11 protein-coding genes are annotated in these 13935 nt (G+C 55.7%); 6 read left to right on the top strand and 5 right to left on the bottom strand.

The annotated features are described in order from the left end of the window. Window positions 1-32: 32 nt before the first annotated feature. The 3 genes from FYC48_RS02460 to panB all read right to left on the bottom strand — a co-directional run bounded on the left by FYC48_RS02460 (window position 33) and on the right by panB (window position 3862). Window positions 33-689, bottom strand: a complete 657-nt coding sequence (locus tag FYC48_RS02460; protein ID WP_149495095.1) for a DNA-3-methyladenine glycosylase family protein — start codon at window positions 687-689, stop codon at window positions 33-35. 518 nt (window positions 690-1207) lie between these two features. Next, window positions 1208-3022 carry an oligoendopeptidase F gene (pepF, locus tag FYC48_RS02455; protein ID WP_149495094.1) on the bottom strand — a complete coding sequence of 605 codons (1815 nt, stop codon included), beginning with the start codon at window positions 3020-3022 and terminating at the stop codon, window positions 1208-1210. 33 nt (window positions 3023-3055) lie between these two features. Continuing rightward, window positions 3056-3862, bottom strand: coding sequence for a 3-methyl-2-oxobutanoate hydroxymethyltransferase (panB, locus tag FYC48_RS02450; protein WP_149495093.1), 807 nt, complete (start codon window positions 3860-3862; stop codon window positions 3056-3058). A 365-nt stretch (window positions 3863-4227) separates the two neighbouring features. Here panB and FYC48_RS02445 point away from each other — a divergent pair, with 365 nt between their 5' ends. From FYC48_RS02445 to FYC48_RS02420, 6 genes are all read left to right on the top strand, one after another. After that, the gene (locus tag FYC48_RS02445; protein ID WP_149495092.1) at window positions 4228-5175 is read left to right on the top strand and encodes a hypothetical protein; all 948 of its coding nucleotides are present in this window, start codon (window positions 4228-4230) and stop codon (window positions 5173-5175) included. After that, window positions 5172-6854, top strand: coding sequence for a formylmethanofuran dehydrogenase subunit A (locus tag FYC48_RS02440; protein ID WP_149495091.1), 1683 nt, complete (start codon window positions 5172-5174; stop codon window positions 6852-6854). Before FYC48_RS02445 ends, FYC48_RS02440 begins: the two co-directional genes overlap by 4 nt. After that, window positions 6851-7789: a formylmethanofuran--tetrahydromethanopterin N-formyltransferase gene (gene fhcD / locus FYC48_RS02435; protein ID WP_149495090.1), complete on the top strand. Its 939-nt coding sequence runs from the start codon at window positions 6851-6853 to the stop codon at window positions 7787-7789. The genes FYC48_RS02440 and fhcD overlap by 4 nt, the downstream gene beginning before the upstream one ends. Beyond that, window positions 7786-8556 (top strand): GltB/FmdC/FwdC-like GXGXG domain-containing protein, encoded by a 771-nt coding sequence (locus tag FYC48_RS02430; RefSeq protein WP_149495089.1) that lies wholly within the window; start codon window positions 7786-7788, stop codon window positions 8554-8556. The genes fhcD and FYC48_RS02430 overlap by 4 nt, the downstream gene beginning before the upstream one ends. A gap of 153 nt (window positions 8557-8709) precedes the next feature. Beyond that, entirely contained in the window at window positions 8710-10257 is a 1548-nt protein-coding gene (locus FYC48_RS02425) for a Gfo/Idh/MocA family protein (RefSeq protein WP_149495088.1), read from the top strand. A gap of 304 nt (window positions 10258-10561) precedes the next feature. After that, window positions 10562-11218 (top strand): hypothetical protein, encoded by a 657-nt coding sequence (locus tag FYC48_RS02420; protein ID WP_160149285.1) that lies wholly within the window; start codon window positions 10562-10564, stop codon window positions 11216-11218. Between the two features lie 49 nt (window positions 11219-11267). Here FYC48_RS02420 and FYC48_RS02415 read toward each other — a convergent pair whose 3' ends face one another. Then, complete coding sequence (locus FYC48_RS02415) at window positions 11268-11702, bottom strand: YbhB/YbcL family Raf kinase inhibitor-like protein (RefSeq protein WP_160149284.1); 435 nt, start codon at window positions 11700-11702, stop codon at window positions 11268-11270. A gap of 860 nt (window positions 11703-12562) precedes the next feature. Further along, the gene (locus FYC48_RS02410; protein WP_149495085.1) at window positions 12563-13867 is read right to left on the bottom strand and encodes a glycosyltransferase family 25 protein; all 1305 of its coding nucleotides are present in this window, start codon (window positions 13865-13867) and stop codon (window positions 12563-12565) included. Between the last annotated feature and the right edge of the window lie 68 nt (window positions 13868-13935).

The following is a 13935-nucleotide window of genomic DNA, read 5'->3' as shown; positions in this document are numbered from 1 at the left end:
AGAGAAGCAGGTCCAACGAGAGAGATCAGTCTCTAAAAGATATCGCGTCCGCGTTGCCTAACATACCACTGCCAAACCATCCGCGTGGCGATGCTGCGAAGGGGCCGCCATCGTTCGGCACGTTCGACTAAAGCATCGGAGTCGGCGTAGTCGTTTTGATCGATTTCACAAAGGCCTTTGACTAGTGCCAGGTCACCGACCGGCAATACATCGGGTCGCAATAACCCCATCATTAGAAAGACATCGGCCGACCACTGCCCCAGTCCCTTTCGGGCAATGATTCGTCGGCGGACCTCGTCGTCGGGTAGACGGGAGAGTGTATTGATTCGAAACGATCCGTCCAAACAATCGTGTGCCAAACGGACCGCATAGTGTGCTTTCTGGCGGCTGAATCCCAACGACCGCAATCCGGATTCGTCAAGATTGGCGACACCTTCAGCCGTAACGTCACCGGCGGTGATGTCCTTCAAGCGTTCAAAAGTTGACTTCGCAGACTCGACGGAAACCTGTTGTTCTAAAATGATGTGAACCAGAGTTGCAAATGTCGCCGGTCGGCGCAGCAGCGGTGGCGGGCCGAACTGTTGCAAAACTGATCGCAGCTTCGCGTCCCGATTGGCCAACTCTGCCGCCCCTTCGGCGATCGCTTGTTTGGTCAATCGCTGCGGTCGGTGTTTGTCTTGTGGCTGCATTAGCCCATGTTCCGTTACGACCATTGATTGGGGTGTGCATCGCCGAAGGGCATTAGATCCTGTGATTGCGTCACAACCTGAATGGTGCTTCGTCAACCTCTGAGCTAAGGATTAGCCGAATGACGCTGGCCACGGTTTCGGTGCAATAGCGGCGACTAAAGCACAGTAACCGGGAGCATAATAACCGGAAGCACAGTAACCGGGGCTAAGCAGGTCAACACGAGTCTTTGGGTTTAAACATCTGGATAGCACCTCCCGCTTGCGGGAGGGTCGGACGAGCAAACGGCCGGGGAGGGTGCCCTCTCCGGGCCTGAAGGCCCGGCTCTCCCACTGGGAGAGTGGAACGACTTAAGCCGAATCATTCGTGTTCAACTGCTTAACACCCATCGGCTGATAAATTAACCCCGAACATTGGGGTTAGGCCGAGCACGAGTGCTTATCAGCAAATCAGCCGGTCCAAACATTTCGATCGAAACGGACCGTGAGATCCAGGATGCCGTTGCCGAAACAACGGGGCACTAAAGGAGCGAATCGAGTTCTTTGGTCAGTTGCTTGAAGCGGTCGAGTGTGGTTTTCACCGGTTCGGGCTTTTCCATGTCGACGCCCGCGTCACGCAACAGGTCCAACGGATCTTTGCTGCATCCGCCGGAGAGGAACTTTAGGTAGTCGTCTAGTTCGCCCTGACCGCCTTCGAGGACACGGCGCGACAACGCGACCGCGGCGCTCAGGCCGGTCGCGTACTTGTAGACGTAAAACGCACGATAGAAGTGTGGAATTCGAAAGCACTCCAGTTCCAGTTCTTTGTCGACGACAAACTCGGGACCGAAGTACGCATCGAGCAATTCGCGATAGACCGCACGCATCGAAGCGACTGTCAGCGGATCGCCATTTTCGGCCATCTCGTGTGTCCGCTTTTCGAACTCGGCGAACATCGTCTGGCGGACGACTGTCGCACGAATGCCATCGAGTTCGTTGTTGATCAAGAATGCTCGTTCGGCGTCGCTATCTGCATTCTTAAGTAGATGTTCGGTCAGCAACTGCTCATTGAACGTACTGGCAACTTCGGCGACGAAGATCGTGTAATTGTAGTACTGGAACGGTTGGTTCGATGCCGAGTAATAACTGTGCATCGAGTGTCCCGCTTCGTGGGTCAGCGTGTACACATCATTGAGTACGTCGGTTTTGAAATTCATCAAGATGTAGGGGGCGCCGTCGAACGACCCACAGCTAAACGCGCCGCTTTGTTTTCCGCGGTTGGGATAACGATCGGCCCAGCGACCGCGTAAGCCTTTTTCCAACGCGTTGGTGTAATCGCTGCCCAGTGGCGACAAGGATTCGATCACGACGTCGACCGCTTGGTCCCACGTGTGTTCCTTTTTCATGTCGCTAAGGATCGGCACATAGGTATCGAAGTGATGGATATCAGGTAAATCCATCTTGCGACGCCGAACGTCAAAGTATTCGTGGACGCTGGGCAGCGATTCACGGACCGCGGAAATCAAGTTGTCGTAGACACTGACCGGGACGTTGTCGGGGAACAACGCCGCGTGTAGCGCCGAGTCGTGGTTGCGGGCCCGTGCATAATACACGTCGCTATGGATGCTTCCGGCCAGGGTCGCGGCGAGCGTGTTCTCGTGTTCGGAAATTTCTTGATAGTACTGTTGGAACGCGGCGCGTCGGACTTTGCGGGTCGGCTTGTGAAGCAGTTGAATGAATGTCGCGTGCGAAAGTTCGTGCTCGTTCCCGTCTTCGTCTTCGACCGTTCCGAATCGCAAATCCACATCGTTGAGTTGACGGAATGCGTTTCCCGCCGCCGACGCCATCTCGCCTTGCATCGCCAGCAAACGTTCTTCGCGATCGGTCAGGGTGTGGGGACGGCGGCGTAGCAGGCGTTCAAGATCGAGGCGGTAGGGCTGGAGTGCGGGGTCGGCAACGAGTTCATCCATTTTCTTTGGATCAATGCCCAGCAATTCGGGTGACCAATAGCTCGCGACCTGGCTGGCGCGGACGGCCAAATTTTGGAACCGCGACTTCATCGCTTGATAGTCGCTGTTGCCTTGATCCTCGGTCGTTTTTAGGAACGCATAGATCGCAACCCGTTCGCTATCACGCGAAAATTGACTGTCAAAGTCCATTGCTTCGCGCAGCGTTTCGGGCGATTCGCCCAAGCGGCCTTTGTAGGTTTCGTAGGTTGCGATTTTTTCGTCGAGAGCCTTGAATGCGGCTTCCCATTGCTCGTCGTTTTCGAACAGGGTCGACAGGTCCCAGCAATCTTCTGGCGACACATCCGATCGTGAAGGCAGCTTGTTGGCCGAAGGCGAAGCGGTGGACATAGCGTTTACGTTGTTGGGAAAGTGACGAGAAAATTAGCGAAAGGATTCATCCGGACTGGGGAAACTGCCGTCTTCGACCGACGTGCGAAACGATTCCGCAGCCTGGCGGATCGTTTCGCCGACCGAAGCATACGTGCGGACGAATTTAGGAGTGTACCCGGCGGTCATCCCGATCATGTCATGAGTCACGAGGACTTGCCCGGTCGTCGCCCGGCCGGCTCCGATTCCAATGGTGGGCACCGAAATCGCATCATTGATTGCGGCCGCCACCGATTCGGGAACACATTCGATCAAGACCGTGAACGCTCCTGCATCTTCGGCAGCTTTGGCGTCGACGATCAGCTTTTCTTGTTCGCGTTGGACGCGGTAACCGCCCTCAACATGGACATTTTGTGGACGCAGGCCGACGTGTGCCATGACCGGGATCCCCGCCGATACCATCGCTTCGATCCGCGGCGCCTGTTCGGCACCGCCCTCAAGTTTGACCGCGTGGCACTTGGTTTCCTTCAAGACCCGGGCCCCGGCGGCGATGCTGCGAGCAATTTCCAACTGCCCCTCGGGGAACGGTAGGTCGACCACGACCATCGCTCGCTCTGCTGCCCGCCCGACCATTTCCGAGTGATAAATCATTTGGTCCATCGTCGCCGGAAGTGTGGTGTCGTGCCCACCGACAACCATCGCCAAGGTGTCGCCGACGAGTAGGATATCGATGCCGGCTTCATCCAGGAATTTTGCCGTCGGAAAGTCGTACGCGGTCAGCATCGAGATTTTTTCACCCCGCTCACGACGCTTCTGCAGCGTACGGGTGGTGATTCGCTTCGGCGTCTCGCTTTGATTCATGATGTGGTTTCCTGGCATCTCAACGGAATTCGGCACCGCAAAAACTCGCCTCATGCCCTCGTCGGTTGACCTGTTTTCTGGTCATTCAGCCTAGCGAATTGGCGCGAGGGCGCAAATCGCACGCCCACCGGTCGCCGTGGGGCTACCCCAGAGGTTGGGGCGTGGGAGTATGCGAACGGCCTCGGAGCGTTCACAATAGGACGCGCAGTAGTCGCCCGTCGCCCCGGGATAAGTTTTTTTGACGCCTTGCGTTGGCGACAACCTCCCCGGTCATTTTGCCGACTCAAGCTGCAACCGGAGATGGCTGGTCGAAATGGTCAGTCGCGGCTCATTCCCCAGGAAACGCCATTCATCGAGGAATTTCAATGATCACAATCTTATCGAAGCTGACAACGTTCCTCTTCGGCATCGCTTCCGTTTGTTGCGCATCCCGTGCGGATGCATTGACGTACCGTCTTCGGGGCCACCGCCGATCAGTCGCATGTGCCGGTGTCGTACTGGCGCTCCTTGGTTCGAACGCCAACGCGGATCCCCCCGCCTTCGGTGCCGCGAGTGCTGGCCCGGCAAATGAAATCACCAAGTTCAACGGGACACTGAAAGGATTCCAACGCGGGATGGTGCTGGTCGACAAAGACGGCGGTGACCAAGCTACGGTCGCCTTGCCGGACAACTTGGCATCGTTTCAGTTCATCGCCAAGGCCAAGCCGGCGTTCTTAAAACGCGGCATGCTGGTCCGCTTTTACGGAACCTTTGGCCCCAACGGTGTTCCCGTGGCCCCGATCACCAAAGTGACTTTGTTCCAACCGGTCGACCAACGAGCCGTCACCGGTCACGCCCGCGAACAGTTTAAGCCCGGGGTCTATTCCGAGGGAAAAGATCGCGGCAAGCAGCAAGCGATGGTAACGGGGAAGTACCTGATCGTCGGCCAACTGATGAATCTTGCCCCCAACGGTATGATGGCAGTGCAAACGGGGAAAGTTCCCGTGCAAGTTCAAGTCAACCCAGAGACGGAATTCGAAATTCGCTACAACAATTTGAATCTGGCTCAAGAAGGAGACGCCGTGAGCGTCTCAGGTTTCTACCAGCCCCCCAACGAAAACCAAGTCAAGGCGGAACGGATCACGATCACGACCGATCGCGTCTACGGCGAACCACAACCGAATGATAAGTCTGTCCGGGGACGCGGAAAACGTAGCCAGGATCAGGCGGATGATGACAAGCCGGGGCAGGAGGGTGCCGATAAAAAAGAATCCGCCCAGACGGAAGTGAAAGACGAAGATTCGATCGAAAAGGATGGCGACGAAGCGGAATGAAAACGTTGATCCGCGGTGGGCGTGTCATTGACCCGGCACATCACACCGACGAAGTAAAGGACTTGTGGATCGAGGACGATCGCGTCATCGATGGATCCGAGTGCAGCGAACCTGACGCGGGTGTCGTTGTCGACGCATCGGAGATGGTCGTCATGGCCGGCGGTGTCGACATCCACACACATATCGGCGGAGGCAAGCTGTCGATCGCACGGATGCTGATGCAAGACAGTATCGATCAAACGGCGGCCGAACTTGGACGCCAAGCGATGGAGTGTGATTACCTGCCAACGGCGGCCGTCACCGGGCAACGTTACCTGGAAATGGGATACACCGTTGCGTTCGAGCCGGCGATGATTCCGTGCAATGCTCGGGCAGCACATTCCGAGATGGCTGATATTCCCGGACTGGCTACCGGCGGGTTTTGTTTACTCGGCAACGACGAAGTCTTGCTACGACTGATCGCGACCGGCACGGACCAAGCACAAATCAACAATTACGTCGCCTGGATGGTCCGTGCGACCCAAAGCATTGCGATTAAGGTCGTCAACGCAGGCGGGATTTCGGCGTTTAAGTTTGGCGAACGTAATCTGAACGTCGACGAGAAACACCCTCATTACGGGATCACACCGGGTGACGTGATCCGCGTGTTGGCGCGGGCGGCGAAGGAAATCGGCCTCACGCATCCAATGCATATCCACTGTAGCAACCTTGGTGTTCCCGGAAACATCGCGTCGACGTTGGCGACGATCCGTGCTGCCGACGGATATCCGATTCATTTGACGCATGCCCAATTTCACAGCTACGGTCAAGCCGAGCAGGGGATGTCGTCGGCCGCCGGGATGTTGGTCGACGCGCTGTATAAAAATCCCAACGTCACCATCGATGTCGGCCAGATCATGTTTGGACAAACGGTGACGATCAGTGCCGACGCACCCCACCAGTTTGACAATCGTCACCACGCGTCACCCAAGAAATCGGTGATCGCCGATATCGAATGTGAAGCCGGTTGTGGCGTTGTGCCCTTTCGCTATCGCAAGCGGCAATTCGTCCATGCCTTGCAATGGGCGATCGGACTGGAACTGTTTTTGATGGTCGATGATCCCAGTCGCGTGTTCTTGACAACCGATCATCCCAACGGGGCTCCCTTCACGGCGTATCCGCATCTGATTCGTTTGCTGTGCGATCGCACATTTCGTGAAACCGCCTTGTCGGAGATCGATGCCGATGCGGCTGCGTCGAGTTCGTTGGCGGGACTCGATCGTCAATACAGCTTTAATGACATTGCCACGATGACCCGCTCCGCACCGGCACGCATCATGGGCCTACGCGACCGCGGTCATTTGGCACCCGGTGCGATTGCCGATGTGGTGATTTATCAAAACAATCCGGATGTCGAAGCGATGTTTCGTTCGCCACAACATGTGTTTGTGCGAGGTAAACATCTAATCGACCGGCAGCGACAAACCGACCGCATGGACTTGGAACTCGCAAAGACGCTACCCAAAGAAACGTTGATCGCCGATGTCGAATTCGACTCACGGCAAGTCGACCAGTTTCGTTCACTCTACAACGAGTCATCGACCTTTGATTTTCTGCGATTGCAAATTAGCGATGACGAACTTCAATCGGTGATCGGCTCCGTACCGGTCCGGCAACAAACGCGGGGTCGGTCTTTATGAGTGAATCCAATCAGCCTGCGTCACTATCGATCAACGGTGTCGAAATCGAAGATACCTTTGCGGAAGCCTTCGACATGAAGGCGACGCGTCTGATCGTGACGGCGATCGATCATCAATGGGCCCGGCAAGCGGTCTCGGCGATGAGTGGGTTCGGGACTAGCGTGATCGATTGCAAAATCGAGATCGATATTGAGCGTGAGCTTTCCGGCGAAGAAACTCCGGACGGACGGCCCGGCTATGCAGTCCTTGCGTTTGCAATGTCGGGCGGCGATTTGGAAAAGCAGATCATCAAACGCTCCGGACAATGTGTGCTGACCTGTCCGACGACGGCCCTTTTTTCAGGACTGGAAGCGGAACGTGATTCGACAAACAAACGAATGGCACTCGGAAAGACCTTGCGTTTCTTTGGGGACGGTCACCAGATTAGCAAATGGATCGACGGTCAACGCTATTGGCGAATCCCGGTGATGGACGGCGAATTTCTTTGTCAACACGATGTACCACGTATTGATGGGATCGGTGGCGGAAACTTTTTGCTGGTCGCCAGTTCGCTACCCGTGGCCCTCAATGCCGCCAAGGTCGCCGTCGATGCGATCGCCGAATCGCCCGGTGTTATCGCGCCGTTTCCCGGCGGCGTGGTCCGGAGCGGATCCAAGGTCGGTTCAAAATATAAATCGATGATCGCTTCGACCAACGACGCCTACTGCCCGACGCTGCGTGGTGTCGTCGACTCAAAGTTGTCGTCTCGGCAAAATGCGGTGCTAGAAGTCGTCCTCGATGGAGTTGGTTTCGAATCGATCGCGGGCGCGATTGCGACCGGCGTCAAAGCTGCCTGTCAAGCTTTCGGCGGGCAAGGGTTGCTTGCGGTGACCGCCGGAAACTATGGAGGCAAGCTCGGACGCCATCACTTCAAACTGCACGAGATATTGCGATGACGCGTTGGACACTGACGGTCAAGGATCATCGATTCCAACGCATCGATGCTTCGATGATTCGTAGACGTTGGCTTGCCGAGCACGGCAAACACGAGATCGAGCAGGCTCGACTGATCGCCGATGGACTTGCGGTCCCGTTGGGCGACCTGTTTCAGATTTCGGTCGCCGAGTCAGCACAAGACGAGGTCGTCATCGAAGGCACCGATGCCGCATTCGACCGACTTGGCGCCGGGCATGATCGAGGTCTCTTTCGTGCGGTCGGCGATGTCGGCGACGCCGCCGGATGCGGTTTGCAAGGCGGGCGGCTTTTGATCAGTGGCAGCGCCGGTGACAACGTCGGGGCGCCGTGGGGAAGCCGTAAAAGCGGGCAAACACGGGGCGAGATCGAGGTCATCGGTGACGTCGGCGACTATGCGGGCCACCGCATGCGACGAGGTACGCTGACGATCGGTGGGGCCGCCGGGGCATTCCTGGCCGCTTCGATGGTGGCGGGAACCATCGTGGTGGGCGGAGCGATCGGCCGCCAAGCGTGTGCCGGAATGCGACGAGGAAGCTTGTTGTTGGCGTCGCCACAGAACGAAGCGGCCTTCAGCGGTAGCCGTCGATTTTCAGAAGTCTTTGAGTTTTCGGCCGGTTTCTTGCCGCTCTTTTCGAGCTCGTTGACGCGTGAACTGCTCGGTCGCCTTGCGGATCAGACGATCGGCAGGGTACGAGCCGATCGACAACTCGCCGGATTAGGCGAAGTGCTGTTCCCGCGATCAGCTTAAATCAGAGCGTCGGGGCGCTTTGATTGACAACCATGCGTCTCGGTTTTGGTCGGCGGGTTGTTTTCGGGCGTGCGGCCAGAGGATCGTTTGGGTTAAACTAAGCTTTCAGTTTTCCTTCCTAAGATCCTTTTCCCGTCCGGGAGTCCCACCGAAATGACTCGTCTGAATCGTCGCCAGTTTACTTCTGCCTCGGCTGCTACGCTCGCCGGTATTTCGTTTGGTGTTCATTCAAGTCTTGCCGCTAAAGCGTCTGACAATCCGAACGAAAAACTTGGCGTCGTTGTCGCCGGTTTAAATAGCCGTGGACGTTCGCACGTGGCTGGTTTCGGAGCCGATTCGCGGTGTGAGATTCGCGCGATTGTTGACATCGATACCAAGGTCGCCGAGCGTGCCGCCGAAGACATCAAGAAAAAGTACGGCAAGGCTCCGAAGATTTTCAGTGATTTTCGCGAAATGCTGCAATCGGATGACTTGCAGATCGTGACCGCCGCGACGCCCAACCACTGGCATGCATTGATGGGCGTTTGGGCGATGCAAGCCGGCAAAGACGTCTACATCGAAAAGCCAATCAGCCATAACGTGATGGAAGGCCGCTCGCTGGTCGAAGCGGCCAAACGGCACCAACGCATGTTCCAAACCGGAACCCAATGCCGAAGTAGCAAAGGCGTGATCGATCTGGTTGACTTTATTCAAGGCGGCGGGATCGGCGAAGTCAAACTCGCCCGCGGGTTGTGTTACAAGCGTCGGAAGTCCATCGGCGCGCTCGGCGATTATCCGGTTCCCGAGAACGTTGACTTCAATCTTTGGAGCGGCCCGGCAACGTACACCGATCCGAAGGTGACCCGCCAACGATTCCATTATGACTGGCACTGGCAACGACACTACGGCAACGGTGACTCCGGAAATCAAGGTCCACACCAAACCGACGTGGCTCGCTGGGGATTGGGACTGGAGCGGCATCCGGAATCGGTTCTGACCTACGCCGGACGGTTGGGCTACAAAGCCGAACGAAAGGATCCCGATTACGTCGACGCGGGAGATACGGCCAACACGCAGGTGTCAATTTACAACTATGGCGACAAGACGATCGTGTTTGAAACTCGTGGTTTGAGCGTCGACAACAGTGCGGACGAAGAGATCAACAAGTTGTTCGGTAGCAATCGCGGTAATCGAATCGGCGTGATCTTCTATGGCAGCGAAGGCTACGCGATTCAAGGACCGCGATACGAAAACGGTGCCGTCTTCGACAAAGACATGAAGCTCGTTCGTGAGTTCAAGCACAGCACCGAAAAGGACGGTGACTTGAACAGCGTTCACATGAGCAACTTCGTCGACTCGGTCGTCTCACGTGATGCCTCGTCGTTACACGCCGATGCGATGTGTGGTCACTTGTCCGCTTCGATCGCACACCTCGGAAACATCGCGTACTACGTCGGCCAAGACGACCACGCGACGCCCGACGAGATCAAGCAAGCGGTCGAGGCGTTCGATTCCAATGACAACGATGCGGAAACACTCGACCGCACCTTGCGCCATCTTCGCGACAACGGCGTGAAACCAGAATCAGAACCATTGTCGCTGGGGCCCGTATTGAACTTTGATCCCAAAGCCGAACGGTTTTCTGATAACGATGCGGCAAATGCGATGCTCACGCGTCAGTACCGCGACGGTTTCGAAGTTCCCAAACCCTCGGACGTCTAAGCCCCGATGGGGCGACGTGAACGGTTCAACGAACTAGCTCGTTTATGCGACGGTTGTCGCACAGGCAACCGCACGAACGTTAGAATGTTTGTCTAGGATCCGCTTGTTTGAGGTCGCCTGTCTGAGGTCTAAAGTCTGGCGTTGTTTTAGACGCCGATCGTTGTACTTCGGGCAGGCGAGCAAGCACGTTCTTTGAACCACTCTACGTCCGTCGGGAAAGCCAGCGGTGACTCTTTCTATTCGTGCATCGGTTGGCCGCCGAGGTGTCAATCAGTTTGCCGATACGGTCGTAATTCAGAACGCAATGAACCTCGTTCCCTTGGACGACGGAGGTTCACCGGTGCCGCTCAAGTCGGACGGGATCTGCGGCCGAAAAACAGTCGACGCGATCGAGCGATTCCAAATTCATCACTTCGGCTGGCACGCCGCAGATGGGTTGGTCGAGCCAGCAAAGTGGACTTTCAAACGACTGGTTCTGTATTCTTTCCCTAACCTGGAATTACCCCCCCAGCCGACGCGCCGAGCCGAACCACGGTCGACCAAGTTCATCATCATGCGAGAAAATTCGCGTGAGTCATTTGGTGCCAGCAATCACGATTACTATTTCGAAATCCGCTCGGTACCGCACAACTTTGCCAGCGTCTACTACCTTGAACGTCGCCCGATCGCGAAACCACGTCCGATTCCGACGAAGTTCAACGGGCACTTTTCAATCTTTCATACCAAGAAGCCGGTTACGACCAAAGAGTTTCAGTGCCAAGCGGTCTTTTTCTCCCGCGAACAAGTTGACCGACAAGTCGACAGTCACCTGTCGTTGTTCCTCGACAGCGGAGTAGTACAGGTCCCCATGCAGTCGCATCTAATTGGCCCAAACGGGATGGTTCGCTTCAGCCAAGGAGGCGCGAGCACATTTCAGTCGGGCACCTTTGCGTTTGTCTCTCTCGCCGATCAAGTGTTTTAACGATCTTCGATTGAGAATCGAAGAGACAAAAGGGGCGTCGGCTCGGAGCTTAGCCGTACGTCCCGATCAACTCTGATTCGGCAAGGATATGGCCATCCATGGCCGCATCCAGCGTGTCACGATCCGCACCTGCTTTGAGGTCAAGCTTTTTACTTAACGCATAAAGCTTGAATCGATAGTGGTGCGTCTCGCGTTCGGGAGGCGACATCGGCCCTCGGTAACCCAGCTTTGGGCCCGATGGCCATGAATGGCGTCCTTGTAATACATGAACCGGAGATCCTGGGCTTGATTCCGACGGCAAATGTTCTGGTAACTCAGTCACTTCCGGTGGAATTTTATAGACCAGCCAACGAACGCTCACTTCCCGCGATGATGCATCGGGGTCTTCGCAAACGATCGCCAGTTCTTGGGTTCCTTCGGGCAAGCCTCTCCAACGCAGGGGAGGCGAAACGTTCTCGCCGTTGCCCGTGTACTTTTCCGGCATCGTTGCCCCGTTAAAAAACGCAGGGCTTGAAATGGTCAGGCACATGGTACTCACCTTTTTGCTAGTTCACAGCGAACACGAAGCTGGCTACCAGCATAGAGCTCCAGCCGGTTCTCCATACGTGGCAATCGCCAACAACCGCTTCGCAAAAACAAGTCCACGACGACTGATTATAGCCGACAGCGAACCGTCATCGATTGATAAAGGCTTCGGTTCTCACCAAGAAGCCATCCGAAAACCGTTGGTCCGACCGCATGAATGTCACCCCTGATTTCGCAAACCTCGGCGAACCGCGGGCTCACAGCTAATGCCATGTTTGCAGTAGCTCTTGTGGACTAGCCGCGTGCTTTTAGCTACGGTTGATTTGTACTTGCCGGGGTTATGCCCATTGGCGGATCTGTCACATTCGTCTGCGAAATTGAACGCATCAATTTTCGGATAGATTCCAAAGATTCGAGCTTGTGATAGCAAAGTTACACCCGTGCGACTTGGCAACCTTGCCACCGCGCAACACAACGACGGTGTTGCACGCACGGTGCCAAACGTGTTGTTTAGCAGTCCTAAAGCGAGGAGAATCGGGGCGTACGCGGGGCAGTTTCCGGCTAGCCTTCCCCCAGTGCCGATAGAAACTCAATTGCGACGGTGATTTCAGGGGAAACGTGAATGATGTCGCCGGCTGTTCGGTGATTCACTCGGAAGCAAATTTGTCATGGCATTCCGTAAGCCAAAAACTTCGGGGGCTGAAGTGTGCTAGCGACGCACGGCCGAATGGCACAGACGTGCGGTTTCCGAACTGAATCAATGAACCTTCAATGAGTTGCCAGACGCAGGTGGATGTTCGGTAACGATTTGAAATGATGCTACGTAGGTTTGCCGATCGCATCATAAAAGTCATTTAGCATCCGGGTGGCATTTTCGATCTGTTCTGCTGTTGGTCGAAGCTTTAAGCGGGCGATTAGCATTTCGATCGTCTTCGTCAGATTTGTTTCCTGCCGGAGGTCACAGTGAATGATCCGATCGGCGGATCGATCAGCGAATTGCTTCAGACCGTTCGCCATCATTAACTGTTGTCGACGAATGGAACCGTCATCAGAGTCTTGGTTGGGCATTAAAGGATCTGCGATCACGATCAACTCAGGGTTCCACGCTTCGTCGATCTCCTTGGCTAGAATCGCGAGTAACGGATGGGTCGCACCGATCATCGAAATGTTTTGCTTCGCCGACCGACCTCGCTTTGCTGCCCAAAACCGAAGGGAGCCGATGCGATGGTGACCGTTTGTTTTTTCGATCCACCAGGGCTGCGAGTAAAGATGGTCAAAAAGTTGATCGAGCGCCGGTGCGGCAATCGCCGATTCGTGCTCCCAGGGGCGAGAGCCGAGCTTGGCGTTACCCATCGAAACTCCGAGGTGGTGCAAGATCGCGGCAACTGTATTCCGCGTTCGCGAGTCAGACCCAACGACGGGGACGACCGGATGGAGACGTTGTGGCTCCAATAAGTCGGCGGCGCTGACGAACTGTGTCGCTTCGACTTCCTTCATGCGGATGTTGCTAAAACCAGCGGCCTGTCCTATCAGCCAGTGTTCGGGGACATACAAGCCACCTTCAAATGGTGAATGCAGTTCACCGAGTCGATGATCCACGTGGTGATGTTCGCCCCAATGGTCGCGTTCAAGCAGATGCCGATAAATCATTTCCATCACACGTCGTCCGCGCAGCCCATACGCATGTGTGCGATGAACGTTATGTGGACGGTAGACGTGAGGGCAAACTCGAACCGGGAAGGCTTCGTGGTAGTGTAGGTGTTGTCCGCCTAAGTAGATCCATTCCCAGTCCCCGGGGACGTGATCTGCGAATGGCCGAAGTGATTCACTAAAGTCGAGGCAAAATTCGGCATCATCTTCGAGGATCAAGATCGAGTCCACTCGATCATTTAAAGCCGATTCAATCACTCGCAAATGCGATTGGAAGCAGCCCCAAGCTGATAGGCCGACTTGCCACCAATTGGGAATCGTCAGGTTGGTTCCGTCGAGTGCTTCGAATGGGACCGGGGCTTCAAAGGGCCAGTCGTCCGGGAGTCGGTCATAGAAACGGGCGAGTCGTTCAGGCTCACGGCGAAGGTTGATCACCACGACGCGTTCAAATGCGAGCCCGGAAAACGATTTCATGATTTGATGTAACGTTGCTCGTCGGTATTGATTTCAGCGGGATTTGAATCAGCTGGTAAGCAAGTATC

Origin of the sequence: Roseiconus lacunae (assembly GCF_008312935.1) — a bacterium.
Lineage (GTDB): Bacteria > Planctomycetota > Planctomycetia > Pirellulales > Pirellulaceae > Stieleria > Stieleria lacunae.
This window is presented reverse-complemented; position numbering and strand designations above follow the sequence as displayed.